23 protein-coding genes and 1 pseudogene are annotated in these 26,313 nt (G+C 63.8%); 13 read left to right on the top strand and 11 right to left on the bottom strand.

Annotation, left to right across the window (positions count from 1 at the left end; genetic code table 11):
- Positions 1-43: 43 nt before the first annotated feature.
- Positions 44-1,249, bottom strand: a complete 1,206-nt coding sequence (locus XH90_RS03100; RefSeq protein WP_194479157.1) for an ABC transporter substrate-binding protein — start codon at positions 1,247-1,249, stop codon at positions 44-46.
- 253 nt (positions 1,250-1,502) lie between these two features.
- On the opposite strand from XH90_RS03100, the gene XH90_RS03095 reads away from it, so the two are divergent.
- Positions 1,503-2,354 carry a thermonuclease family protein gene (locus XH90_RS03095; RefSeq protein ID WP_194482574.1) on the top strand — a complete coding sequence of 284 codons (852 nt, stop codon included), beginning with the start codon at positions 1,503-1,505 and terminating at the stop codon, positions 2,352-2,354.
- 134 nt (positions 2,355-2,488) lie between these two features.
- Positions 2,489-3,880 (top strand): M48 family metalloprotease, encoded by a 1,392-nt coding sequence (locus tag XH90_RS03090; RefSeq protein WP_246755918.1) that lies wholly within the window; start codon positions 2,489-2,491, stop codon positions 3,878-3,880.
- A gap of 10 nt (positions 3,881-3,890) precedes the next feature.
- Here XH90_RS03090 and XH90_RS03085 read toward each other — a convergent pair whose 3' ends face one another.
- From XH90_RS03085 to XH90_RS03075, 3 genes are all read right to left on the bottom strand, one after another.
- A complete protein-coding gene (locus XH90_RS03085; protein ID WP_194479156.1) occupies positions 3,891-4,292 on the bottom strand; it encodes a cytochrome c family protein in 402 nt (133 codons plus the stop codon).
- Between the two features lie 87 nt (positions 4,293-4,379).
- A complete protein-coding gene (locus XH90_RS03080; RefSeq protein ID WP_194479155.1) occupies positions 4,380-6,041 on the bottom strand; it encodes a pilus assembly protein TadG-related protein in 1,662 nt (553 codons plus the stop codon).
- A 1-nt stretch (position 6,042) separates the two neighbouring features.
- The gene (locus XH90_RS03075) at positions 6,043-6,453 is read right to left on the bottom strand and encodes a TadE/TadG family type IV pilus assembly protein (RefSeq protein ID WP_194479154.1); all 411 of its coding nucleotides are present in this window, start codon (positions 6,451-6,453) and stop codon (positions 6,043-6,045) included.
- 262 nt (positions 6,454-6,715) lie between these two features.
- Here XH90_RS03075 and XH90_RS03070 point away from each other — a divergent pair, with 262 nt between their 5' ends.
- Positions 6,716-7,609: a LysR family transcriptional regulator gene (locus XH90_RS03070; RefSeq protein WP_194479153.1), complete on the top strand. Its 894-nt coding sequence runs from the start codon at positions 6,716-6,718 to the stop codon at positions 7,607-7,609.
- A gap of 32 nt (positions 7,610-7,641) precedes the next feature.
- Here XH90_RS03070 and XH90_RS03065 read toward each other — a convergent pair whose 3' ends face one another.
- Positions 7,642-8,979, bottom strand: coding sequence for an MFS transporter (locus tag XH90_RS03065; RefSeq protein ID WP_194479152.1), 1,338 nt, complete (start codon positions 8,977-8,979; stop codon positions 7,642-7,644).
- A gap of 183 nt (positions 8,980-9,162) precedes the next feature.
- On the opposite strand from XH90_RS03065, the gene cyoA reads away from it, so the two are divergent.
- From cyoA to XH90_RS03025, 8 genes are all read left to right on the top strand, one after another.
- Entirely contained in the window at positions 9,163-10,341 is a 1,179-nt protein-coding gene (gene cyoA / locus XH90_RS03060; RefSeq protein ID WP_194479151.1) for a ubiquinol oxidase subunit II, read from the top strand.
- Between the two features lie 11 nt (positions 10,342-10,352).
- Positions 10,353-12,350 (top strand): cytochrome o ubiquinol oxidase subunit I, encoded by a 1,998-nt coding sequence (cyoB, locus tag XH90_RS03055; protein ID WP_194479150.1) that lies wholly within the window; start codon positions 10,353-10,355, stop codon positions 12,348-12,350.
- Complete coding sequence (cyoC, locus tag XH90_RS03050) at positions 12,351-12,980, top strand: cytochrome o ubiquinol oxidase subunit III (protein WP_194479149.1); 630 nt, start codon at positions 12,351-12,353, stop codon at positions 12,978-12,980.
- Entirely contained in the window at positions 12,977-13,357 is a 381-nt protein-coding gene (cyoD, locus tag XH90_RS03045) for a cytochrome o ubiquinol oxidase subunit IV (RefSeq protein WP_194479148.1), read from the top strand. The genes cyoC and cyoD overlap by 4 nt, the downstream gene beginning before the upstream one ends.
- Positions 13,354-14,202 (top strand): SURF1 family protein, encoded by an 849-nt coding sequence (locus XH90_RS03040; protein WP_194479147.1) that lies wholly within the window; start codon positions 13,354-13,356, stop codon positions 14,200-14,202. Before cyoD ends, XH90_RS03040 begins: the two co-directional genes overlap by 4 nt.
- On the top strand, positions 14,174-15,559 hold the full coding sequence (locus tag XH90_RS03035; protein WP_194479146.1) for an ATP-binding protein: 1,386 nt from the start codon (positions 14,174-14,176) through the stop codon (positions 15,557-15,559). Before XH90_RS03040 ends, XH90_RS03035 begins: the two co-directional genes overlap by 29 nt.
- Positions 15,549-16,082: a response regulator transcription factor gene (locus tag XH90_RS03030; RefSeq protein ID WP_194479145.1), complete on the top strand. Its 534-nt coding sequence runs from the start codon at positions 15,549-15,551 to the stop codon at positions 16,080-16,082. Before XH90_RS03035 ends, XH90_RS03030 begins: the two co-directional genes overlap by 11 nt.
- Positions 16,083-16,219: 137 nt before the next feature.
- Entirely contained in the window at positions 16,220-17,611 is a 1,392-nt protein-coding gene (locus tag XH90_RS03025) for an adenylate/guanylate cyclase domain-containing protein (protein WP_194482572.1), read from the top strand.
- A gap of 83 nt (positions 17,612-17,694) precedes the next feature.
- Here the strand turns inward: XH90_RS03025 and XH90_RS03020 are convergent, their stop codons facing one another.
- The 5 genes and pseudogenes from XH90_RS03020 to XH90_RS03000 all read right to left on the bottom strand — a co-directional run bounded on the left by XH90_RS03020 (position 17,695) and on the right by XH90_RS03000 (position 24,283).
- Positions 17,695-18,516 (bottom strand): CarD family transcriptional regulator, encoded by an 822-nt coding sequence (locus XH90_RS03020; protein WP_194479144.1) that lies wholly within the window; start codon positions 18,514-18,516, stop codon positions 17,695-17,697.
- Between the two features lie 349 nt (positions 18,517-18,865).
- A complete protein-coding gene (gene fdxA, locus XH90_RS03015) occupies positions 18,866-19,204 on the bottom strand; it encodes a ferredoxin FdxA (RefSeq protein ID WP_194479143.1) in 339 nt (112 codons plus the stop codon).
- A 143-nt stretch (positions 19,205-19,347) separates the two neighbouring features.
- Positions 19,348-19,620 (bottom strand): annotated as a pseudogene (locus tag XH90_RS03010) (RNA-binding S4 domain-containing protein); the annotation flags it as partial.
- Positions 19,621-19,633: 13 nt separating this feature from the next.
- On the bottom strand, positions 19,634-23,017 hold the full coding sequence (locus tag XH90_RS03005; RefSeq protein ID WP_194479142.1) for a helicase-related protein: 3,384 nt from the start codon (positions 23,015-23,017) through the stop codon (positions 19,634-19,636).
- Between the two features lie 456 nt (positions 23,018-23,473).
- Entirely contained in the window at positions 23,474-24,283 is an 810-nt protein-coding gene (locus tag XH90_RS03000) for a DUF3108 domain-containing protein (protein WP_371748381.1), read from the bottom strand.
- A 529-nt stretch (positions 24,284-24,812) separates the two neighbouring features.
- Between XH90_RS03000 and rpmB the strand changes: the two genes are divergently transcribed.
- Together rpmB and XH90_RS02990 are read left to right on the top strand one after the other, a co-directional pair.
- Positions 24,813-25,118: a 50S ribosomal protein L28 gene (gene rpmB, locus XH90_RS02995; RefSeq protein WP_194479141.1), complete on the top strand. Its 306-nt coding sequence runs from the start codon at positions 24,813-24,815 to the stop codon at positions 25,116-25,118.
- 200 nt (positions 25,119-25,318) lie between these two features.
- Entirely contained in the window at positions 25,319-25,804 is a 486-nt protein-coding gene (locus XH90_RS02990) for a hypothetical protein (RefSeq protein WP_194479140.1), read from the top strand.
- Here XH90_RS02990 and XH90_RS02985 read toward each other — a convergent pair.
- The gene (locus tag XH90_RS02985; protein ID WP_194479139.1) at positions 25,754-26,293 is read right to left on the bottom strand and encodes a ComF family protein; all 540 of its coding nucleotides are present in this window, start codon (positions 26,291-26,293) and stop codon (positions 25,754-25,756) included. The two genes, XH90_RS02990 and XH90_RS02985, sit on opposite strands and share 51 nt — an antisense overlap.
- Positions 26,294-26,313 lie beyond the last annotated feature (20 nt).

The raw sequence follows: 26,313 nt of genomic DNA, 5'->3' as shown, positions 1-26,313 counted from the left end.
TCGCTTCGCGCCCCGGGATGACGTCGTGACTTACGTCACGCCGTCACTTCTTCACCAGCGGGCAGCGCGACTGCTCCAGCGACTGGAACGCCTCGTTGCCGGGCACGGTGGCGAGCAGCTTGTAGTCGTCCCAGCGCCCCTTCGACTCCGACGGCTTCTTGACCTCGAACAGGTACATGTCGTGCACCATGCGGCCGTCCTCGCGGATCTTGCCGTTCTTGGCGAAGAAATCGTTAATCGGCGTCTCCTTCATCACCTTCATGACCGTAGCCGCATCGGTTGTGCCGGCCGCCTTCACCGCCTTCAGATAATGCGTGACGGAGGAATAGACGCCGGCCTGCGCCGAGGTCGGCGGCCGCTTCACGCGCTCCTGAAAGCGCTTCGAGAAGGCGCGCGTCTCGTCGTTCATGTCCCAATAAAAGGCCTCGGCCAGCAGCAGACCCTGCGCGGTCTCAAGCCCGATCGAATCGATGTCGGTGACGAAGGCCAGCAGTGGCGAGACCTTCTGGCCGCCCTTCATGATACCGAACTCGGCCGACTGCTTGATGGCGTTGACGGTATCACCGCCGGCATTCGCGAGCCCGATCACCTTGGCTTTTGACGCCTGCGCCTGCAGCAGGAACGACGAGAAATCCGACGTGTTGAGCGGATGGCGCACGCTGCCGAGCACCTTGCCGCCCGTCTTGGTGACGACGGCACTGGTGTCCTTCTCCAGATCCTGGCCGAAGGCGTAGTCGGCGGTGAGGAAGAACCAGGTGTCGAGGCCCGACTTCACGGCGGCAAGGCCGGTCACATTGGCCTGGCCGTAGGTGTCGAAGACGTAGTGGATGGTGTAGGGACCGCACGCCTCGTTGGAGAGACGGATCGAGCCCGGGCCATTGAACATGATGATCTTGCCTCGCGCCTTCGCGATCTCGCCGGCGGCAAGCGCGGTTGCCGAGGCCGCGACGTCGTAGATCATCTCGACGCCCTGATTATCGAGCATGTCGCGGGCGATGTTGGCGGCAAGGTCGGCCTTGTTTTGATGGTCAGCCGCCAGCACCTCGATCTTGCGACCCAGCACCTCCCCGCCGAAATCTTCCACGGCCATCTTGGCCGCGGTCTCGCTGCCGGGGCCGGTGATGTCGGCGTAAAGGCTCGACATGTCGAGAATGCCGCCAATCTTGAGGGGAGGCTTGTCCTGGGCCTGCGCAGCGCTCGCGCTGAGGGCAAACGCGGCGGCAAAAATGCCCAACAAAATATGCTTCATGGAAAGGGGTCTCCCTTGATCGCCTGTCTCTGATGGCGGCTTGATTATTGCTCTTGGCATTCGCTAGTCCCGTAATCATGCCGCATGCGCAACAGCGCAGCAAGCGCAGGCGCGAAGAGGCCGCATGTTCTGTCCGCGATTTCCGCAAAACGGAATGGTAAGGTGCGGAGAAATATCTCCGCATCATTGCGCGCGCAGCGAAACAATCCAGAGTCTTTCCGCGGAGGGATTCTTCGTCGCTTCGCGCCTCGCAATGACGGAGTGTGAGGAAGCGTCTTCGCGACCAGCTACACTTGGGGTAAAGCTAGAGCATAACGCAACCTCTCCGGGTCACGTGACGCAACGGATTCACCTCATCGTCGCACTTCTTCTCATCGCGGGTCGTACAGCGTCTGCGACGCCGTGCCAGTTCGAGGCACAGGGCGAAGGCCGCGTGGCAGGCGTAGTCGATGCACGCAGCGTGCGTCTCGACGACGGCCGCGAAGTGCGTCTTGTCGGCATCGAGGCGACAGCAACGACAAGGCAGGCGCTGACCTCGCTGCTGGTCGGTCGCGACGTCATCCTGCGCGGTACCGACGACACGCCCGACCGCTACGGCCGCCAGGGTGCGCTGCTGTTCATCGGCGAGAGCGAGACGTCCGTGCAGGCCATGCTGCTTGGCCAGGGCGACGCCCTCGTCTCGGCCGAGGTTGCGGACAAGGACTGCGCGGCCGCCCTGATGGCGTCAGAGGCCGAGGCGCGGCGCCAAAAAAGGGGCAGCTGGGCTGACCCGTCGGCCATAAAAAACGCGGAAAGTCCGGACGATATTTTGGCCGGGATCGGGCGCTTTATGGTGGTCGAGGGCAAAGTCCTGTCGGTCCGGCAAGCTGGGGCAATGACCTACCTCAACTTCGGACGGAACTGGACACACGGCTTTGCGGTGACTATTTCAAAGCGTACGCTGCCAGCGTTCCAAAACGCCGGGATTACGCTTAAGTCCCTGGAAAATAGACGTATTCGTGTCCGGGGCTGGGTTGAGGGGACGACGGGGCCGCGTATCGATGTGCTCCGGGTGGGACAGGTCGAGTTGCTGGGTGCAAACGAGCTGACAGGGGTAAGGCCTTAGGCAAGGCCAGGCACGGGTTAAGCGACGTGAATGGGGTGCTAGAACGGCACGGACGAGGTGATGGCCGCCGCCTGCGGGCTGCGCCGGCCGCGCTTTGCCTGCTGCTGGGTATGGGTCTCGCCGGTTGCGGCGATATGGGCCGGTTCCAGACAGCGGCAGCCCCGCCGACCGTGGCGATGCCCAAGCCGAAGCCGGCGGTTGCTCAGACGCCAGCGACCGAAAAGGAGCATGAGCGTATCCTGGCGAGCTATGGCGGCACCTATGACGACCCCCGGCTCGAATCGCTCGTCAGCAAGACCGTCGACCGGCTCGTCGCCGCGTCCGATCGTCCGGACCAGGGCTACAAGGTCACCATTCTCAATTCCGGTGCTGTGAACGCCTTCGCGCTGCCGAATGGCCAGCTCTATGTCACGCGCGGGCTGCTGGCGCTGGCCAGCGACACCTCCGAATTGTCCTCGGTGCTGAGCCACGAAATGGCGCATGTGCTGTCCAAGCACGCTGCGATGCGCGAGGACCAGGCGCGCCAGGCCGCGATCGTCACGCGCGTCGTCACCGACATGAGCAACGATCCCGACCTCACCGCGCTCGCGCTCGCCAAGACCAAGCTCACCATGGCGAGCTTCTCCCGCAATCAGGAGTTCGAGGCTGATGGCATCGGCGTCGGTATCTCCGCCAGGGCCCATTTCGATCCCTATGGTGCGGCCCGATTCCTTTCCGCGATGGAGCGCAATGCGGAGCTGAAGGCAGGCAAGGGCTCGCTCGATCCGCGCGCGCAGGATTTCACCTCGTCGCATCCGGCAACGCCCGAACGGGTGCAGAACGCGCAGACCATCGCGCGGCAATATGCGGCGCCCGAAGGCGCCGAGCGCGACCGCGAGAGCTATCTCGCCGCGATCGACAACATCGTCTATGGCGAGGACCCCAGTGAGGGCTTCGTCCGCGGCCGGCGTTTCCTGCATCCAAAGCTCGGCTTCACCTTCCAGGCTCCGGATAATTTTACGCTCGACAACACTGCGCAGGCGGTGATCGGCGTGCGCGACGGCGGCTCGCAGGCGATGCGTTTCGACGTAGTGCGCGTGCCGGCCGAGCAATCGCTCGGCGACTACCTGAATTCCGGCTGGATGGAAGGAGTCGATAAGGCGTCCACCGAGGACATCACCATCAACGGTTTTCCCGCTGCGTCCGCCACCGCCAAGGGCGACCAGTGGCAGTTCAAGGTCTACGCGCTGCGCTTCGGCAGCGACGTCTATCGCTTCATCTTCGCCACACGGCAGAAGTCGATCGAAAGCGAGCGCAATGCGCGCGAGACCGTCAATTCGTTCCGCCGCCTGACGCTCGAGGAGATCCAGGCCGCGCGTCCGCTGCGCATCAAGGTCATCACCGTGCAGCCCGGCGACACCGTGGAATCGCTGTCCCACCGCATGTCCGGCGTCGATCATCCGGCCGAACGCTTCCGCGTGCTGAACGGACTCGATCGCACCGCGCAGGTGAAGGTGCGTGACCGCGTCAAGATCGTCACGGATTGAGGCGCGGCGGCTACCGCGCCTTTTCTTTCAGATACGCGATGATATCGGCGCGATCCTGCGCGTCCGGCACGTCGAAGAACATCTTCGTCTCCGGCACCATGGCCTGGGGCCCGGTCAGCCATTTGTCGAGGTTTTCCTCGGTCCAGACGATGCCTGAGTTCTTCAGATCGGGCGAGTAGTCGTAACCCGCGACGCTGCCCGCCTTGCGCCCGACCACGCCCTTGTGCATCGGGCCGATGCCGTTCTCGTTGATCGAGTGACAGTCTGCGCAGCCCTTGTAGAGCGCCTGGCCGCGCACAGCGTTTCCGGTCGCACCGGCTGGCCCGGCCACGCACAGAAGCGCCGTGGCGATCGCCGCGAGCGCCAGGCGTTCCGGGGTTCGCCGACGGGCGGGATTGGATCGGACGTTCATGTGATCTCCTGCTTGCGACACGCACACAGGATCGTCAGACCGCTGCCCTTATTCCCGCTCGCAGAGGGCAAGAGCTATCATCACGGCCTAATTTACCAGCACCGCACCGTCGCAGCGAACGCCCGAGACCCATACATCGGCCTGGCCTACGCCGACCCCGAGCGTCGACAGGGTGGAGGCGACGAGTTGATCGATCGAACCGGTCGATCCGGACAGGGCTCCGGCGACGGCCGACGTCAAGCCCGGGATCGGAACGCCGACGCCGCTGGTACTTAGCGAGAGATCGCCGAGCAAACTCGATGTCAGCGAGGAGGTGAAATTGCGCGTGCTGACCGTCTTCGCCAGTTGCGACTGAATATCGACATAGGTGAAGTCGACCGAGGTCGGCGACGTATTCCCGATCGCCGCGTGGGCGCGACCGGCGACGTTGAACCCGCCGACATTGACAAGCACGGCCGCAGGCGGATTCGGTTTGGTCGTGAAATTCGCCATGTCAGCCAGCGAGACATTGCCGATCCAGGCATCCACCAGCCCCGGCGTGACGCCCAGCGTCACCGTCGAGTTCGTGATGTTCGCATGATTGCAGGAAATGGCGTTGAGCGTGGCCGTGCCTTGCGCGATTTCGACATAAAGCGGCAGGTTGATCGCGGGAACGATGCCGCTGCCGCCGATCTGAACCGTGAGCAATATCCGCGTCTGGGCGGTGTGGACGCTTGCACCTTGCGTGCCGACGGCGACCCAGCTCGAGCCGACGGGACGTTCGCCGACCGTCACCACGAGGCTGGCGGCGACGATGCCAGGCCGCCCGAAATTGACTGGAGCCGTGATCTGGTGTGTGCCGTTCGCGACTTCCGCCACCGCGGAAAGCAGGCTGAAGACCGACACGCTGACGCCGACCTTGGGCTTCTGGCCGGTGATCATCCCATTATAGGGTCCCAGATCGATCACGGAGCCGAGACTGATCCTGGTCGAGAGGCTCGCGACGGCCTGGGATATCATGGACAGCGTGGTAGTGGCCGAGCTCGGGCCGTTGGTCGCCTGCTGTGCCGCCAAAGCCGCGGCGACAACGTCAGGCAGTCTCGCATTGCCCGTCAGCAGGTCGCTATACGTTACGCCCGTGAGATTTACGCGGGTCGCCAGGGCCGAGAGAAAATCGAACGCATCGATCCTTGCATTGATCAGCGACTGGTAGTCCATCGCGGACAGCGAAATGTTGGTCCCCAGCATGCCGCCGAGAATGGCGTTCAGCAGACCGCCGTTGAGCGAGACCAGGCGCGACCCGATCGCGAAGGAGGCGAAGGCCGTGCTCGAGGCCGTCGCCTGGGTGTTGATCGTGAAGCGGCTGCTGCCGGTGATGTAGCGCGCGAAATAGAGTGGGGTCTGCGTCTTCAACGTGACGCGCGCAGCGTTGGCAGGTCCCGCGGCGGGTGTCACGAAGCGCGCTTGCGGCGCCGTGGCCGAATCGGGCGTATAGGTGCCGATATCCACGCCGACCAGCGAGTCGGCCGGGTAGTTGTTCTTCACGACCGTCGCCGACGCTGCATTGTAGGCATTGGTCAGGTTGCTGGCAGCGACGATGGCGGCGAGGTCCGCGGCGCTCTGCGCCTTCCGCTTGTCCGCGAAGATGGAGCCGACATCGACGCCAAGGACGGTACAGCCGATGACCAGCGTCATCAATCCCGCACCCATGATGGTGAAATTGCCCGACCGGTCTGAAATGAAGCGGCGAAACGACGACGAGCCCCTCATGTCAGAATCCTCCGTAGGGGATGACCGCCGATCGTGAGATCGATGGCGACAACACGGGAACGAACGGAAGCGTGAATATGAAGCTGGACGAGGCGTCGTAACTGACAGTCACGACATAGACATTCGGATCAGAGATCGACGGCGCCGCTACGACATTCACTTTTGTCGCATCGAGCAGCGGATAATCGGTCACGCTGCTCGTGACATAGGACTGGGCGAGGCTGTTGCGTTCGGTGTCGCTGAGGCCCGCGACGGACGTCCGGGCAGCTTCCGCCGCAAGCTGCTGAACACCGTGGATCATCGCGAAATAGGAGCCGAAAACCACGATGCCGAAAATCAACGTCAGAAAGATCGGTAGCATCATCGCGAATTCGACCGCCGTGGCTCCGCCCTCGTCTCGCGCAAAGCGCATGTGCGTTTACCTCTTTTTCCCGAACAAGAGCTTGAGAGAGGCGCGTTTACAATGTATGCATGAGTCTGCACGCAAAGGTTGACGTCGCTATGCATGCAAATAGGCATATAGATTTTCTTGACGTGCTTTGTACTGAAAGCAGTTAGCGCGAACGCGTTCGAGCGTCGGGCCGTAGAGCTCCGGTGGATCTCCCTCCAGATTCAAGAGCCTTTTTGAATGGGGAGATAAGTTTCCTTGATACTGCCCGTCGGAAGGAGCCCGAATGCTGCGACAGCAGATTCAAAACATTCCGATGGAAATCATGCGAACCGTCGTGGCAATCGCCGAGACGGGCAGCATGTCCAAGGCCGCAGACCGGCTCAATCTCAGCCAGCCCGCGATCAGCGCCCAGATCAAACGGCTGCAAGGTCTCATCGGTGGTGAGCTCTTCACGCGAACGGCGAACGGGACCGCTCTGACCGAGCTCGGCAAGCTCGCGCTCCAGCAGGCGCGCCGCATCATCGATGCCAATGACCAGATACTCAGGTTGGGAGGATCGGACCGATCCTCCGTGCGTCGGCTCGGCATCAGCCAGTTGCTCGCACAGCGGCTGTTCGACGAATTCAGCAGGGAGAACCTCTCCGGCGTCTTCCTTTTCGCCGAACATTCCAGCGAGATTCGACGCGGGCTCCTCGAGGGCTTCATCGATGTCGCGTGCCTGTTCTTGCTCGAGGGCTTCGGGCAGGAGCTCGAAGACCGGATTGTCGGCGAATTTCAGTTCGAGACGAACTGGGTCAAGGCGAGGGATTTCGTCGCGCGGCCCGGCGCACCGATCCCGATCATCACGCTGCCCGAAGACAATTGGATGATCGGACCGCTGGACCGGAGCGGCATTGCCTACCGGATCGTGCTGCGAAGCTCGGATTCTTCCGTGCGCACGAGCGCCGTCAGGGCGGGCCTCGGCTTGTCCGCCATGCCGGGCGCGCTGGCGGCTCCTGATATCGTCAGGTCCAGAGACTACTATTTGCCAAAACTGCCGCCCTCGCGGGCGGTCGTCTGCGTTCGCGAGGGGCTCGACGATTCCGACGTCAAGCAGCTCGCGAAGCGCCTGTCCGTGCTTCTCGCCAATCTCAACATCGACCAGAATCCGCCCAGGGACCCCACGTCACGCGGCTAGCATATGCATGGACCGCGCCGCCCCGGGAAATGTCAGGTTGACGATTCGCCCGCGTCCATATCGCCCGCCTCGCGCTGGCCGCTGAGCCAGAGGGCGAGCAGGGTCCAGAACGCGCCCGACAGCAGGTACGCACCCGAGGCGATGACGCCGAGATTGGTGGCGAGCAGCAGCGCGACGAGCGGCGCGAAGCCGGCGCCGAACAGCCAGGCCATGTCAGAGGTCAGCGCGGAGGCCGTGTAGCGGTACATCTGCTTGAAGTTCGAGGCGATCGCGCCCGAGGACTGACCGAAGGAGAGGCCGAGCAGGATGAAGCCGATCACCATGTAGATGGTCTCACCGAACGCACCGGCGTCGAGCAATTGCGGAGCAAAGCCGCTGTAGATCGCGATCGCGATCGCCGATCCCATCAGCAGCGATTTGCGACCGACGCGGTCGGCGATGATGCCGGAGGCGACGATCGCGGCGACGCCGAACACGGCCGCGACGATCTCGATGATCAAGAAGCGCACCGGGCTTTCGCGGGTGAACAGGAACACCCAGGACAGCGGAAACACCGTGACCATGTGGAACAGCGCGAAGCTCGCAAGCGGCGCGAACGCGCCGAGCATGATGTTGTGGCCTTCGCGGGCAACCGTGTCGGAGATGCGCGAGGGCTGCAGCTCACGGGTCTCGAACAGCGAGGCATATTCTTCCGTCGTCACCATGCGCAGGCGCGCGAACAGCGCCACGACGTTGATGGCGAAGGCGACGAAGAACGGATAACGCCAGCCCCAGTCGAAGAAATCGTCGGCCGAGAGGTTGCCGGCGAAATAGGCGAACAGCGCGCTCGCCACGATCAGCCCGAGCGGCGCCCCTAACTGCGGCACCATCGCGTACCAACCGCGCTTGGACGCCGGTGCGTTCAGCGCCAGCAGTGAGGCCATGCCGTCCCAGGCGCCGCCCCAGGCCAGACCCTGCGCGAGACGCGCCAGCGCCAGCAGCCAGATCGCGGCAACGCCGATGTCGTGATAGCCGGGCAGGAACGCCAGCGCGACCGTGGCGGTGCCGAGCAGGAACAGCGCCGAAACCAGCTTGGCCGTCTTGCCGTACTCGCGGTCGACCGTCATGAAAATGACGGTGCCGATCGGCCGGGCGACGAAGGCCAGTGCGAAGATCATGAAGGAATAAAGGGTGCCGGTCAGTTCACTCGTGAACGGGAACACCAGGCGGGGAAACACGATCACCGAGGCGATCGCGTAGACGAAAAAGTCGAAGAATTCCGAGGTGCGGCCGATGATGACGCCGATGGCGATCTCGCCGGGGCTGGCCTGGTCGTGGCCGTGCTCGCCCGAGTGGATATCCGCCATTGCGGGGGTCTGTGCCGTCGCCATGCGTGCGCCCTTAACGTCCTGAAAACCAAAGCCGACCCCCCGGCGGGGACGCCAGGCGATCTGGTCCTGTTTGGCCCAACATCCCGCAGTGCAACATTGGACAAATTGTCCAATGTCCGGATTGCTGCGCCGCAGCTACCCGTTGGCCCCGCAAAGGAAACTCATTCTCATAAGGCTCGGCCCGTGTCCCGTCTCAAGATCCTGGCGCTGCTACCCCTGGCAGCCGCGCTCAGCGGCTGCAACTACGTCGTGCTGGCGCCAGCCGGCGATATCGCGGCGCAACAACGCGACCTCGTCATCATCTCCACCATCCTGATGCTCCTGATCGTCGTCCCCGTGATGGCGCTGACGGTGATGTTCGCCTGGCGTTACCGCCAGTCCAACACCTCGGCCCGCTACGAGCCGGATTGGGATCACTCCACCAAGCTCGAGCTGGTGATCTGGTCCGCACCGTTGCTGATCATCGTCTGCCTGGGCGCGCTGACCTGGATGGGCACGCATCTGCTCGACCCCTATCGCACGCTCGGCCGCATCCATGCCGATCGCGCGATCGACCAGTCCAAGGCGCCGCTCGAGGTCGATGTCGTCGCGCTCGACTGGAAGTGGCTCTTTATCTATCCGGACTACGGCATCGCCACCGTCAACGATCTGGCCGCGCCCGTCGATCGTCCGATCAACTTCCGCATCACCGCCTCTTCGGTGATGAACTCCTTCTACATCCCCGCACTCGCCGGCCAGATCTACGCGATGCCGGGCATGGAAACGAAGCTCCACGCCGTCGTGAACCACGCCGGTACCTACAAAGGCTTCTCCGCGAACTACAGCGGCGCCGGCTTCTCCGGGATGCACTTCAACTTCCAGGGCCTCGACGACAAGGGCTTCGACGCCTGGGTCGCGCAGGCCAAGTCCACCGGTGGTTCGCTCGGCCGCACTGAGTATCTCCAGCTCGAAAAGCCGAGCGAAAACGAGCCGGTCCGCCGCTGGGGTACCGTCGATGCCGATCTCTACCGCCTGATCCTCAACATGTGCGTCGAGACCGGGAAGATGTGCCAGAGCGAGATGATGGCAATCGATGCCAAAGGCGGCAACGGCCACGAGGGCCTGAACAACACCCTCCCGCTCTCCTACGACAAATACGCCCGCCGCGGCACCGCCTTCGGCCCCGAACCGAGCTTCGTCGCCGGCACTTGCACGCCGGATGCGCCGCAAGGCGGCGCAACCACGGCTTCGATCAAGGCGCCGCTCGACACCGCGCCGCTTATCGGCGCCGGCCTGAAGCGGCCGACCTTCGCGCCGCTGAAGTCCTCGTCCTTCTTCCTGGGACAACGTCCCAAGTCAGACTCCCTGAAGTCAGACTCCTAAAGAGAGCTCGCATGTCTCCTGATCTCCTCAAGCTCATCTTCGGCCGTCTCGGTATCGATTCGCTGCCGCTGCACGAGCCGATCCTCGTCGGCACCTTCGCGGTCGTCGCGCTCGGCGGCATCACGCTGCTCGCCGGCCTGACCTACTTCCGTCTCTGGGGGTATCTCTGGCGCGAATGGTTCACCAGCGTGGACCACAAGCGCATCGGCGTCATGTACATGATCCTCGGCATCGTGATGCTGCTGCGGGGCTTCGCCGATGCCCTCATGATGCGCGCGCAACAAGCAATGGCGTTCGGCGGCTCCGAAGGCTTCCTTCCCGCCCATCACTACGACCAGGTCTTCACCGCCCATGGCGTGATCATGATCTTCTTCGTGGCGATGCCGCTGGTGACGGGCCTGATGAACTTCGTGGTGCCGCTGCAGATCGGCGCCCGCGACGTGTCGTTCCCGTTCCTGAACAATTTCAGCTTCTGGATGACGGTCGGCGGTGCGGTGTTGGTGATGCTCTCGCTGTTCATCGGCGAATTCGCCCGCACCGGCTGGCTGGCTTATCCGCCGCTGTCCAACATCGGCTACAGTCCAGACGTCGGCGTCGACTATTACATATGGGGATTGCAGGTCGCCGGCGTCGGAACGACGTTATCCGGCATCAACCTGATCTGTACCATCGTCAAGCTGCGATGCCCCGGCATGACCATGATGCGGATGCCGGTGTTCACCTGGACCTCGCTGTGCACCAACATCCTGATCGTCGCCTCATTTCCAGTCCTGACCGTCGTGCTCGCGCTGCTCGCGCTCGATCGCTACGTCGGCACCAACTTCTTCACGAACGATTTCGGCGGCAGCCCGATGATGTACGTGAACCTGATCTGGATCTGGGGCCACCCTGAAGTCTACATCCTGGTTCTCCCCGCCTTCGGCATCTTCTCGGAAGTGACCTCGACCTTCTCCGGCAAGCGCCTGTTCGGCTACACCTCGATGGTCTACGCCACGGTCGTCATCACCATCCTGTCGTACCTGGTCTGGCTGCACCACTTCTTCACGATGGGCTCGGGCGCCAGCGTCAACTCGTTCTTCGGCATCACCACCATGATCATCTCGATCCCGACGGGCGCGAAGATGTTCAACTGGCTGTTCACGATGTATCGCGGCCGTATCCGCTACGAGCTGCCGATGCTGTGGACGATCGCCTTCATGCTGACCTTCGTGCTGGGCGGCATGACCGGCGTGCTGCTCGCGGTCCCGCCGGCCGACTTCGTCCTGCACAACAGCCTGTTCCTGATTGCGCACTTCCACAACGTGATCATCGGCGGCGTGGTGTTCGGCGCATTTGCCGGCATCAACTACTGGTTCCCGAAGGCGTTCGGCTTCAGGCTCGATCCGTTCTGGGGCAAGCTGTCGTTCTGGTTCTGGGTCACCGGCTTCTACATGGCCTTCATGCCGCTCTATGTGCTCGGCCTGATGGGCGTGACCCGTCGCCTGCGCGTATTCGACGATCCGAGCTTGCAGATCTGGTTCATCATCGCCGCGATCGGCGCCGGCCTCGTCTTCCTCGGCATTCTCTCGATGCTGATGCAGTTCGCGGTCAGCTTCCTCAAGCGCGAGCAGCTCAAGGACGTCACCGGCGATCCCTGGGACGCACGCACGCTGGAATGGGCCACCTCCTCGCCGCCGCCGGATTACAACTTCGCCTTTACCCCCGTCGTTCACGACAATGACGCATGGTGGGACATGAAGAAGCGCGGCTATCAGCGTCCGCTCACCGGGTTCAAGCCGATCCATATGCCGAGCAGCACAGGCACCGGCATCATCCTCGCCGGCCTCGCCACCGCGATGGGATTCGGACTGATCTGGTACATCTGGTGGCTTGCGGCTGCGAGCTTCATCGCCATGCTGGTCGTCGGAATCGGCCACACCTTCAACTATCACCGCGACTTCGACATTCCGGCTGACGACGTCATCCGGACCGAGGACGCGCGCACCAAACTGCTCGCCGGAGCCAAGTAAATGACTGTCGCCGTCAATCCTTCGCAGACCGGCGAGCCGGTCTTCTACCTCGCCGACGAGCATCCGCATCCGGAAGGCTACAGCACCTCGCTCGGCTTCTGGATCTACCTGATGAGCGACTGTCTCATCTTCGCGATGCTGTTCGCCGCCTTCGGCGTGCTCGGCGCCAATTACGCCGCCGGGCCCGCGCCGAAGGACCTGTTCGACCTCGACCTGGTCGCGGTGAACACCTCGATGCTGCTCCTCTCCTCGATCACCTATGGCTTCGCCATGCTGACGATGCAGCAGAACAAGGTCGCCCAGACGCAGATGTGGCTCCTGATCACCGGCCTGTTCGGCGCCGCCTTCATCGGCATCGAGCTCACCGAGTTCGCCCACATGATCCATGAAGGCGCCACGCCTCAGCGCAGCGCCTTCCTGTCCGCCTTCTTCACCCTGGTTGGAACCCACGGCCTGCACGTCTCCTGCGGCCTGATCTGGCTGGTGACCCTGATGGTGCAGGTCGGGCGTTTCGGCCTGATCGAGGCCAACCGCCGTCGCCTGATGTGCCTGTCGATGTTCTGGCACTTCCTCGACGTTGTCTGGATCGGCGTCTTCACCTTCGTCTATCTCCTGGGAGTTCTGCGATGAACACCGACACCCACGCCGCTCACGCCGACGACCATCACCACGGCGACGGCCACGCCCACAGCACGTTCTCGGGCTACATGCTCGGCTTCGTGCTCTCGGTGGTGCTCACAGCGATCCCGTTCTGGCTGGTGATGAGCGGCGCGCTGCCGAGCAAGCAGATCACCGCGCTGGTCATCATGGCCTTCGCGGTCGTGCAGATCGTCGTGCACATGATCTACTTCCTGCACATGAGCCCGAAGTCCGAGAATGGCTGGAGCATGATGGCGCTGATCTTCACCATCGTCATGGTGGTGATCGCGCTGTCCGGTTCGCTGTGGGTGATGAACCACCTCAACAGCAACATGATGCCGATGCACGAAATGACGGGAATGAAGTGAGCATTCCGGTAAGACCTGGGGATGACGAACCGCGCAGCCCCGCAGGGGCCGCGCGTCCGTCCCTGTGGCTCACGGTCCTCTCGCTCACCGCCTTCGTCGTTCTGATCGCGCTTGGCGTCTGGCAGGTCGAGCGCCGCGCCTGGAAGCTCGCGCTCATCGACCGCGTCGAGCAGCGCGTCCATGCTCCGGCGCAGCCGATCCCCGCGCCCGCTTCATGGGCTGCGGTCTCCGCCGCGAGCGACGAATATCGGCACGTCAGCGTCTCCGGCCGCTTCCTGCACGACCGCGAGACGCTGGTGCAGGCCGTCACAGAGGAAGGCCCCGGCTATTGGGTGCTGACGCCGCTCCTGCGCGTTGATGGCACGCAAGTCCTCATCAACCGCGGCTTCGTGCCGTCCGAGCGGCGCGACCCGTCAACGCGCAAGGATGGCAATCCCGCCGGCCAGGTCGAGGTCACCGGCCTCCTGCGCATCACCGAGCCGAAGGGCGGTTTCCTCAGGGACAACGTGCCCCAGCACAACCGCTGGTATTCGCGGGACGTCGCCGCGATCGCGGCCGCGCGCGACCTCCAAAAGGTCGCGCCCTTCTTCATCGATGCCGACGCCGGATCACAGGTCGGTAACGGTCCAATCGGCGGATTGACCGTGATCCGCTTTCCCAATAACCACCTGATCTACGCGTTGACGTGGTTTGCCCTGGCTTTCCTGCTGGCCGGTAGACTTTTCGTCACATTCCGCGGCGGGCTGTTCCGCCGCACGCGCTTCGTCCACGAACCGGCCGGCGGCTTCGATGCCTCCGCCCGCAGGACGGGATCAGATGCTGGAACGATCGTCGAACCGACCTGACGACGGGAACACCTACGGCGAGCAGGCGGTCACGCTGCAATCGCAGGCGGACGCGCGCAGCGAGCTGATCGGCGCTGCCCCCACCGACGACGAAACCAACCGCAAGAACATGGCGCTGCTGATCCAGCTGCGCTGGACTGCAGTGGTCGGGCAGATCGTGACCATCGGCGGCGTGCATTTCTGGCTCGGCATTCCCCTGCCCCTCACCCGCATGGGAGCGGTGATCGGCGCGCTCGTGTTTCTCAATGTCTCGAGCCTAGTCTGGGTGCGCCATCGCGCCGCGATTACCAACAACGAGCTGCTGGTCGCATTGATGCTGGATGTCGCGGCGCTGACCGCGCAGCTTTATCTCAGCGGCGGCGCCACCAACCCCTTCACGTCGTTGTTCCTGCTCCAGGTGACGCTGGGCGCCGTGCTGCTCGATGCCCGCTCGACCTGGTCGCTGGTGGCGCTGACCTGCGCGAGCTTCGTCTGGCTGACGATGGCCTACCGGCCGCTCGACCTGCCGCCTAACCCGCTGAGCGAGACCTACACGCTCACGGTCGCCGGCATGTTGCTGGGCTTCGCCCTCAACGCAGTGCTGCTGGTCGTGTTCGTCACCCGCATCAACAGGAATTTGCGCCAGCGCGACGCGCATCTGGCGGCGCTGCGCCAGCACGCCGCCGAACAGGATCATATCGTCCGCATGGGTCTGCTGGCGTCCGGCGCAGCGCATGAGCTCGGCACGCCGCTCGCCTCGCTCTCGGTCATCCTCAGCGACTGGCGCCGCATGCCCGATCTTACCGCCGACCAGGAGCTTGCCGAGGATCTCACGGAGATGGAAACCTCGCTGCAACGCTGCAAGTCCATCGTGACGGGCATTCTGGTGTCGGCCGGCGAGGCTCGCGGCGAAGGATCATCGCCGACGACGGTAACGGCCTTCGTCACCGCGCTGGTCGAGGAATGGCGCGACGCCCGCTCGGCGCGCACGCTCTATTTCACCAACACGTTTGGCGAGGACGTCGCGATCGTCTCCGACATCGCGCTGAAGCAGGTGATCTTCAACGTGCTCGACAATGCCTATGAAGTCTCGCGCGAGTGGGTGGAGCTGGTCGCCGAACGCGAGGGCGACAATCTGGTGCTCTCGATCAGCGACCGCGGCCCGGGCTTCGCACCGGAAATGCTGGCGCAGCTCGGAAAGCCCTATCAGTCGAGCAAGGGCCGTGCGGGCGGCGGGCTGGGCCTTTTCCTGGTGGTGAACGTGGTGCGCAAGCTCGGGGGCAGCGTGACCGCGGAGAACCACAGGAAGCGTGGCGCGACGGTACGCCTGACCTTGCCGCTCGCCACACTCGCGATCGGAGGCAGTTTTGACGCCTGACCGTTCGCTCATTGTCGTAGAGGACGACGAAGGCTTTGCGCGCACGCTAAAGCGCTCGTTCGAGCGCCGCGGCTATGAGGTCGTGCTCGCCGCCTCGATCGAGGATGTCCGGAAGGCGCTCGAGGAGCGATCCTTCGGCTACGCCGTGGTCGACCTCAAGCTCGGCGGTGCCTCTGGGCTCGCCTGCGTCGAACTGCTGCACAGCCACGACGAGGAGATGCTGATCGTGGTGTTGACAGGCTTTGCCAGCATCTCGACCGCCGTAGAGGCCATCAAGCTCGGGGCCTGCCACTACCTCGCAAAACCTTCCAACACCGATGACATCGAAGCCGCGTTCACCAAGGCCGAAGGCAACGCCGAGGTCGCGCTGGACGTGCGACCGACCTCGATCAAGACGCTGGAATGGGAACGCATCCACCAGACGCTGATCGAGACGGATTTCAACATCTCGGAAGCGGCAAGACGTCTGGGCATGCACCGGCGCACGCTGGCACGGAAGCTCGAGAAGCGGCCGGTGAAGTGAGCGGTTCGCCGCGCGGGGAGGAAAACGTTCACCCGGGCTGATGACCTCGCCGCCAGGCATCACTAGACTGCCGGATGCGGCGGTTGACGGCCGCCGCTGGGCTGCAACGATCCAAGCGAGGAGACCGCCCCGTGACAATGCTCGTCGAGCGCCTCGACTCGCCCGCCGCGTCGTCGCGCGCGCGCGACCAGCGCGATATCGAGACCGTTCAATTTGCGCAGGCGGCACTCGAAGCCGGCAAGAAGGAGGGCCTGCAACTGGCGGTACGGGCGCGCTATATCGCGCTGGCCGTCATCGCCTGTCTCCTGCTGGCCATCAACCCGGCTTGGGAGCAGTTGTACTACGTCGTGCTGCTCGGCCTGTTCGCACTGATCGGCTGGGCCCAGGTCAGGGTTGGGCGGGTCGGCGTATCGCGGTCGGAACTGGCGCTTTTGTTCTGCGACCTTGCGCTGCTCACATTCGTCATCGTCGTCCCGAACCCATTCGGCACGACGCACTGGCCGGCGGCGATGCAGTACCACTTTGGCAACTTCATCTACTTTTTCGTGCTGCTGTCGGGCGCCACGCTGGCCTATTCCTGGCGGACCGTGGTTGCGGTCGGAACATGGACCGCAGCGCTCTGGATCATCGGCGTGGCCTGGGTGTGGTGGCAGCCCGACCACGATCCCGCGCTGACCGCCCGCATTGCGGACGCGGTGGGCAGCGATCACAGGCTGCTCGCGCTGATCTCGCCGACCGCGATCGGATTCGGCATCCGAATCCAGGAAATCGTCGTCTTCATGATCGTGGCCGTGACGTTGGCGCTCGCAGCCAGCCGCAGCAATGATTTGCTGATCCGGCATGCCTCGGTGGAACGAGAACGCGGCAACCTTGCGCGCTACTTCTCACCGAATGTGGTCACTGAGTTATCGAAGCACGACGAGCCGTTGAAGCAGGTGCGCACGCAAGACGTCGCGGTGCTGTTCGTGGACATCGTCGGCTTCACGGCCTTTGCCGATGTGCGCACCCCGGAGGAAGTCGTGCGGACGTTGCGCGAATTCCACGCATTGATGGAGCAGGAGGTTTTCCGCCACGACGGCACGCTGGACAAATATCTGGGCGACGGATTGATGGCGACATTCGGCACGCCCTTCGCAGGCGAGCGTGACGCCAGCAACGCGTTGCGCTGTGCCCAGGCCATGATTGCGGCGGCGGACAGCTGGAATGCGCAGCGAACGGCGTCCGGCGAACCGCCGATGCGCGTCAGTTTCGGCCTGCATTACGGGCCGGTGGTGCTCGGGGACATCGGGCACACCTGTCTGGAATTTGCCGTGATCGGCGCCACCGTCAACGCCGCAAGCCGCCTGGAGGCGCTCACGCGCAGGCTCGACTGCGCGCTGGTGGCAAGCAACGATCTCGTCAGTCGCGCCAAGCTGGAACTCGGCAGCGCAGCCGAAACATTTGCATCGTTGATCGCCCAGGATCCTCAAGCGATCCGCGGACTCGAGCGGCCGATTGCGATCTGGACCCAGCCGCGCGCGACGCTGTAGGGAAGGCTCGAACACGTATCCGAACAAAAAGCCCGGCCAAACGGCCGGGCTTTTGATTGTTTGCGAACAACGCCGCGAAGCGCTTACGCGGCCTCGTCGGCGACGGTGGTGTCGTCGCCATCGGTGTCGTCGGTATCGGCCTCGGCATCCGCCTCGCCTTCACCGTCGGTGGCTTCCGCCTTGGCGTTCGCGCGGCGCGGGCTCTTGGCGAGCTGGGCCTCGATCTCCTTGACCGCTTCGGTCTCGGTCGAGTGCTGCACCACCGCGATCTCGCGGGACAGACGATCGAGCGCCGCTTCATAGAGCTGGCGTTCGCTGTAGGACTGCTCGGGCTGCGATTCCGAGCGATAGAGGTCACGCACGACTTCCGCGATCGCGACGATGTCGCCCGAATTGATCTTCGCTTCGTATTCCTGGGCGCGGCGGGACCACATGGTGCGCTTGACACGGGCACGGCCCTTCAGCGTCTCGAGCGCCTTCTTGACGAGGGCGGGCTCGGACAGCTTGCGCATGCCGACGTTCGCGACCTTGGCGGTCGGAACGCGCAGCGTCATCTTGTCCTTGATGAAGTTGATGACGAACAGCTCGAGCTTCGCGCCTGCGATCTCCTGCTCCTCGATGGCCAGGATCTGGCCGACACCGTGAGCGGGATAAACGACGAATTCATTGGCCTTGAAGCCCTGGCGCTGGGTCACGACCTTCTTTTCCTCGACCTTCGGCGCGGGCGCAGCGGCCTTCACGGCCGGCTTGGCAGCAGCGACGGGGGCCTTGGCGGGGGCGGCAGCAACAGGAGCCTTCGGAGCAGCGGGAGCCTTCGGAGCAACAGGCTTGGCAGCGGGAGCCTTGGCAGCAGCAGGCTTGGCAACGGTCGCTTTCGCGGCCGGTTTGGCAGTCTTGTTAGGCATTGCGCTTCTTTTGTTCTTCGAGGACTTTGCAGCCGGCGGCGCCTTGGCGGCGGTCCGACCCTTGGATGCGCTACGGCTGGCCGCGGCGACTTTTTTGGCCTCCTTATGGGAAGCCCTCGCTGAAGTACTCTTTTTACGCGTTTTCTGTGACACAGCCTGCGCGCGGAAACTGCCACGCCCCTGTTCGACATTTGGTTTCACGGGAACCCAACGGGGCCAACTGGGCTGACGGGGGTTCAGCTTAATGTGCTCAATATAGCACATTTCCCGCAAAAATCAATGATTTAGGGGTCTTGAGGGCTGGTTTTCGGCGCTGCCGAAAGTATTAGGGTTAAGTTTGGGCCGGAATTTAGTCTCCAGAGCCGGGGTTCGGAGAAAAATATTTCTCGAACTTGCCTTCCATCCCGTCGAATTCCTTCGCGTCGTCGGGTGATTCTTTCTTCTGGGTGATGTTCGGCCAGCTCTTGGCGTACTGGGTGTTCACTTCCAGCCACTTTTCGAGGCCCGGTTCCGTGTCCGGCTTGATGGCGTCGGCGGGGCATTCCGGCTCGCACACGCCGCAATCGATGCACTCGTCCGGGTGGATGACCAGCATGTTGTCACCCTCGTAGAAACAGTCGACCGGGCAGACCTCGACGCAGTCGGTATACTTGCACTTGATGCAGTTTTCAGTGACGACGTAAGTCATCCAACGCTCCGAAAAGCTCTTTTAAAAGTCGCGGCTTGCGTAGCGCGGATGGCTCTGCGCTGCAAGGTCGGGAAGCCCCGATCATGACGGCTTTATGTGGTTGATCGACCAAGAAATGAATACGAAGCGCAATTAATTGCGCTTTACGTCGCCGAGCTCTTCGTGCCGAGCTCCTCGTAGAGCACGCGCGCCGAGGCGGCATCGCCGCGGCGCTCGTTGAAGCCGGTCACCTTCAGCACACGCACGGTGCGGTCGAGCGCGACGGTGATGACGTCGCCGAGCTTGATCGCATGGCCGGGTGATTTCTCGCGCGTGCCGTTGATGCGGACATGGCCTGTCACAACGAGCTCGGCGGCGGAGGTGCGCGCCTTCACCACCCGCGCGTGCCACAGCCATTTGTCGAGGCGCTGCCGCTCGGTGGTCGTGGGATTACTCCTTCCGACCCGCGAGTTGCTCCTTCAGCGCGGCGAGCTTGGCAAACGGAGAGTTCGGGTCCGCGGGGCGATCACGCTCACGCGGGTTCGCGCTCGATGCGTAGGGGCGCAGCGACGGACCGGACTCGCGATCCCGGCGGTCGCGGCCCTTGTCACGGTCGCGGCCACGATTGTCGCGGCCCTTGTCACGATCGCCGCCGAACTTCTTGTTGTCGCGGTTGCGATCGCGATCCTTGTTATCGCGGTCCTTGCCCTGGAAGCTGCGATTGCGGTCGTCGCGGCGTTCACCGCCCTCGCCGCCTTCGCGGCCTTTGCGGAAATCTCTGCCGGCATCGCGACGATGGCCGCCGTGACGATGACGCTCCCCGCGCTTCTCGCCATCGGCCGATTGCGCGGCCTCGCCCTCAGCGGACGCAGCGCCGGCTTCAGCGCCGGCCTGCGGACGCTGGTTGTTGTGGCGCTGATGACGATGGCGCTCGTGGCGCGGCTTGCGATCCTCGTGACGGCCACCGGGACGCCAGACTTCGATCAGCTCGGGCTCGGCGGGCGCGGCAACGGCTTCAGCAGGCGCAGCGGCGTCGGGCGAAGCGATGGCTTCCGTTGCAGCGGTCTCGGCGGGAGCTGCTTCTGCTGCAGCCTCTGCGGGCGCCGCAGGCTCTTCGGCCGGAGGGGCGATGCCGGGGGCATCTTCCGGCGTGACGGGTGCTTCGGGCGAGGCTTCGAGCGCCGGCTCCTCGTGAGCGGGCTCGTCGTGCTGCTCCATGCCGGGCGCGTCTTCGACAGTGACGGCTTCCGGAGCGGCTTCGATCGCGGCGTCGGTCGTTTCAGCAGGCGTCTCGGCGGAAGCCTCAGCAGCCGGCGCCTCCGCAGCAACAGGTGCCTCCGCAGCAGCAGGCGCGGCCGGCTTCGGCGGCAGCGGCGGGCGCTTCTCCATGCGATAGCCGAGCGCGCGCAGCACCGAGGCGAAATCCTCGCCGGCGGAGCCGGTGAGCGAGGTCATCGCCTGCGTCACCACGAAGCTGCGGCCGTCGAACGCGCCGGCGGGCTTTTCGCCGGGCGAATTCTCGCGCCAGGCCAGCGCCGGGCGGATCAGATCGGCAAGGCGCTCGAGAATGTCGACGCGGACGGCGCGCTCGCCGGCCTGCTTGTAGCCGAGCACGCGATAGGCGTCGCGCGGCAAGCTCTTGTCGACCGGGAACGAGGTGCGGCCGGATGAGGCCAGATGCTGCGCGCCCGACAATGCCGACAGATCGACATTGTCCTGCTTCAGCGCCCACAAGAGCGCGGCCAGCGCACGCGCGGCGGGCTTGAGGATGCCGGGGAAATAGATGTGGTAAGCGCCGAAGCGGACGCCGTATTTGCGCAGCGTCGCACGCGAGGGCTGGTCGAGATCCTTCAGCTCGTTCGCGATCTTCGGGCGCTCGAGCACGCCGAGCGCCTCGACCAGCTGATAGGCGATGCCGCGGGCGATGCCCGTGACGTCCTCGGCCTTCGACAGCTCGAACATCGGGCCGAGCAGCTTTTCGATATGGGTCTTGAGCCAGAGGTCGAGCCGCGCCTGCACTTTGTCGCGGGGACCGCCGGTCAGCCGCTCGTCCGAGATGATGCGGATGCGCGGATGCAGCGCCTCCTCCGCGGCGACGAGGCGCGCCACGGCGTCGCCGGTCCAGCGGATGGTGCCGTCCGACGTCAGCACGAACTGGTCGTCCGGCGCGTTGCCGAGCTTTTCGGCGCGCGCATTGATCTCGCCGGCGAGCACCGCTTGCGCGGCAGCCTGCAAGGCTTTCGCATCGGAGCCGGCTTCCGCCGCATCCGGTGCAAAGGTGAAGCCATCGAGGCGGCCGATGACATGGCCTTCGACGATAACTTCGCCGGTCTTGCCGATTTCCGTATTCAAGCTCGTGTTCTCCCGCAGGCGGCGCATCAATACACTGGTCCGGCGATCAACGAAACGCTCAGTCAAGCGTTCGTGGAGCGCATCCGATAATTTATTTTCGACCTCCCGCGCGGTCCCCTGCCAGCGTTCGGGGTCTTTCAGCCAGTCCGGGCGGTTGGCGACGAAGGTCCAGGTGCGGATTTGCGCGATCCGGGCCGACAGCGTGTCGATGTCGCCGTCGACGCGGTCGGCCTGGTCGACCTGGGCGGCGAACCAGGAATCGGGGATGCAGCCCTTCTGCATCAGGAAGCCGTAGAGCGTCGTCACCAGCTCGGCATGGGCGGCGGGCGAGAGCTTGCGGTAATCGGGGACCTGGCAGGCTTCCCACAGGCGCTCCACGGCGGCCTTGCCATGCGCGATATCGCGCACCTCGCCGTCGCGGGCGGCATGGTCGAGCACGCGCATGTCTTCGGCGATCGGCGCCCGCGTCAGCGTGTCGTGGCCGGGGGCGAGGTTGAGCGAGACCTGGAGCGCGCCGAGGGAGGAGAAATCCAGCTTCGAGTTGCGCCATTGCAGCATCTTCACGGGATCGAAGACGTGGTTCTGGAGCGCGTTCACCAGCTCGGGCTCGAACGGGCCGCAGCGGCCCGTGGTGCCGAAGGTGCCGTTGCGGGTGGCGCGGCCGGCACGGCCGGCGACTTGCGCGAACTCGGCCGGCGTCAGGCGACGGAACTGGTAGCCGTCGAACTTGCGGTCGGAGGCGAAGGCGACGTGGTCGACGTCGAGATTGAGGCCCATGCCGACGGCGTCGGTGGCGACGAGATAGTCGACGTCGCCGTTCTGGAACATCTCGACCTGCGCATTGCGCGTGCGGGGCGAGAGCGAGCCGAGCACCACGGCCGCGCCGCCATGCTGGCGCTTGATCAGCTCGGCGATGGCGTAGACCTCGTCGGCGGAGAACGCGACGATGGCGGTGCGGCGCGGCTGGCGCGTGATCTTGCGGTCGCCGGCGAATTCGAGCTGCGACAGGCGGGGCCGCGTGATCATGGACACGCCCGGCAGCAGCCGCTCGATGATCGGACGCATCGTCGCCGCGCCCAGCAGCAGCGTCTCGTCGCGGCCGCGGCGGTTGAGGATGCGGTCGGTGAAGACGTGGCCGCGTTCGAGGTCGGAGGCGATCTGGATCTCGTCGACGGCGAGGAAGGAGACATCGAGGTCGCGCGGCATCGCCTCGACGGTCGAGACCCAATAACGCGGGTTCTTCGGCTTGATCTTCTCTTCGCCCGTCACCAGCGCGACGGCCTCCGGCCCGACGCGGGCGACGATCTTGTTGTAGACCTCGCGCGCGAGCAGGCGCAGCGGCAGGCCGATCAGCCCCGAGGAATGCGCGAGCATCCGTTCGATGGCGAGATGGGTCTTGCCGGTGTTGGTCGGACCGAGCACCGCGGTGACGCCGGAGCCTGGCGCGCGCTCGGAAGCGAAGGGGGAAGGAGGAAAGGCCATGTCTAGCTTATTAGGTAATCGCGATTTTGGCGAATGTCAGTGCTATCTGGGGCGGCGGGGTGCGGGCGCGCGACACTCGCGCAACTGTCTCACTTTGCGACGCTTTTCCCTCGCGCTTTAAGCTTCGGAACGACTCTAGAACGAATCGCGGCCGAATCGCTGACTCCCCCCGGAGTCCCGTTACGTTCACGCAACATCTCGCGGGGCCTCGTTTCCTGCGCACTAGATGGAGTTTTGGGCCGTCGCACAAGCGACGATTTGGGGGCGGAATTCCTTAAGTTGGGGATGGCGCGGAGTCGAATCAGAATCGGGACGGAGTCAAATGGATTCCCGGCAGAGCTGCGCCCCAACTCAATCTCGCGAAAACAACCCCATGCACAGTAGAAAGGGCCTTGCGGCCGATGGCGCGGTGGCGGCGGGTAAGCCGTTGATGTAACGGGGAATCGTAGCGCAGCGCTACTGCGTCTTCGCGACCCGCGGCGGCAGCGCCGTCGTGATGAAGCTGGTCGCCTCCAGCATCGCCGGGCCGAGCGGGGTCGGAACCTTCAGCCAGAACGGCACCAAAATCCTGGTGCCCGCGACCGGGGCGAGCGCGATCTCGATGTTGCGCTGGGCGGCGAGGTACTTGATCACGGGGCGGTCGGGGATGTAGCCGGCCACAGGCACGAAATAGAGCGCGCAGACCACGACCGGGCCATGATAGCCCTTCTCCGCCTTCACGGTCGCCATGCGCTTGAAATCGAGCCTGAGCTCGTAGCGCATGCGGCCGTCGAACACCGGCGCGCTGCCGTGGCAGGCCTCCGGCGACAGCGGATCGCCGGTTCCGGGGACGCGCACCAGCGAGGCGGTCATCGGATCGAACACGCCGCGGCGATGCGCATCGGTGACGACGATGCGGTCGGGGTCGACCGGCGGCTCCGGAATGATGCCGAACTCCTTCACATTGCCCTTGTCGAGGGTGATGTGGATCTCTTCGGTCTTCTTCGAGGTGGTGGTGGAGGCCTGGTAGGCGGAGGCGACCAGCGCGCCGTTGACGATGCGCCCCTGCGAGGCGCCGGTGCCGGACCCGCCCGCGAAGGATTTCAGGATGCCCGTGGTGCCGCCGGAGGCCGCCGCCGAGAACACGTCGTCCTGGATATCGATGTTCCAGGCGCCGCGGCCGACCGGAATGCCCGATAGCGAAGCCTCGTATTGCGCCTCGAGCTTGCCCTGCGCCGCGGCCGGCGCGGCCCCCCACGCCAGCATCAGCCCGCCGACAGCGGCCAAAGCCAGCCTGCCGGCCGCGCGCAGCCGGGGCGGAAAGAGGGTGAGCGTGTGCACGAGACGATCCAATCGGGAAGCGAGTGGTTGTTACTTAAGCCAGTTGCGGCGCTAAGCAATGCATCCAGGCGCCAAAGCCAGGGAACTCACCGGACTATTCATCGGCGATTGCGCCCCTTTTGTGATGGTAAGACGCTTCAAACACTGCCGTTTTGGTGATTGGGCGAACCCGCGGGCTGCGATACCTCTGTCCGCCCATTCCGCTGTCATACCCCGCGAAAGCGGGGTATCCAGTACGCCGAGACGGATCTGGTGAGGCCGAGCTCTCAAACGCCGGCCTCTGGAATACTGGATCGCCCGGTCCAGCCGGGCGATGACACCTGTTGCGTGGCATGAAACCCCGCCCCAAATCCTTGACTACCCGCCGCTATCCCCCTATACGTCCGCCCGCTCCCTGCAAGGACACAGAATTAGCCCCCGTGGCGCCCCGAATGGCGGCCGCAATCGTTGGGGGTTCGAAACAAGGATTTTTGCCATGTCTCGCCGCTGCGAACTGACGGCCAAGGGCCCCCTCGTCGGCCACAAGGTCAGCCACTCGAACATCAAGACCAAGCGCCGCTTCCTGCCGAACCTGGTCAACGTGACCTTCATCTCGGAAGCGCTGGGCCGCAACGTGCGCCTGCGCGTCTCCACCAACGCGGTGAAGAGCGTCGACCACAATGGCGGCCTCGACACCTTTCTGCTCAAGGCCAGCGCCGACGCCCTGTCGCCGCGCGCCCTCGAGCTGAAGCGCGCCATCCAGAAGAAGGTCGGCGACGCGCCGGTCAAGAAGGCCAGCTAATCCGATTCCAGAAATGGGCGGGGGCTAAGTTGCGTCGCGTGGCGTAAGCTTAGCCGAGTAGAGTTTGCGTTGCGGCCGGATCGAAAGATCCGGCCGTTTTTGTTTGTGCGACGCGAGACAACTCAAAGCTGAACAGCTATTGACCACACCTCACATTGTTCCTATTTTGTTCCAATTCAACAAGAGCGGGATCAAGGACGTTGAGCGAAAGTTTCGAGGCAACCGAGGAAACCGTGCTCGTTTCTTATCGCTCGGGAACGCTCACTTCGGCGATTTTTTCGTATGCAAACTATGAAAACGAAGAACTGAGAAGGATTTGTATCCATCTGCACAACGCGAAGCAGATCGATCTCCTCGAACTTGTTCATAGCGATGAGTTCAATAGCGTCAGCAACACAAGCTTTTTTGCGGGTCAGAAATTCTTTGACGATGTCCTACCTGAGCTAACGGCATCGGTCCCGGCCATGATGCGGTGTGTCAAATCATTGGTCGATCGTGGGGGAAGGGACTTAGCCGCAAACTTTCCCTTGGAGTCGTTCAGGGCTTGGTGCGGTAGAGACCTAGAACGCGCAAGGGAAGTTATCTCGATCGCGCAAAGCAACGAAGAAGCTGCGAATGGGTTTTTGACAGCGGCTCTAATCGTAGGAAACTATGAAGAAGATGCGAGATATTTCGCGCTCGGCTAGCGTCGAACCCGAACGGTAGAGATCGTCGACCAACAAGACTTTCTTGCCTTTGAACCTGCCTTGGGGCGCGTCCAGTTTGAGGGCTTCATCGAGGAGTTCCTTGCGGGCGATCGGGTCGGTAATGCCCTTGAGCTCTTCGTTGCCGCTGTTCGTAAGCGCGCCTGCTGCCACGGCGACGTTTCGCCTTGCGCCAAGCGCCTGCGCGATCAGCTCAACCGGTTGGACGGCACGGTTCTTCTTTGTCGGTGGAATCGGAATGATGAAATCAAACCCTTCAATCCCCTTGATATCGTCGAGCAAGGTGACGATCTGCTGAACCTTGGACTGATCGCCCTTGTACTTGAGCTGATAGACGAGCTCACCCATCTCGCTGCGGGCATTGTCGAATCGATCGTGACCGAACTCATCGGTCCCGAGGTGGGTGCTCGATACGGTATGCAGATCGTAGGCCTTGCCCGACTTCCAATTGCCGTCCAGATTGATGGCCATAGGCCCTCCACTATCTATGA

Origin of the sequence: Bradyrhizobium sp. CCBAU 53338, from assembly GCF_015291665.1 — a bacterium.
Classification (GTDB): domain Bacteria; phylum Pseudomonadota; class Alphaproteobacteria; order Rhizobiales; family Xanthobacteraceae; genus Bradyrhizobium.
Note: the sequence above shows the minus strand (reverse complement) of the source record. Positions and strands in the feature narration are given on the sequence as shown.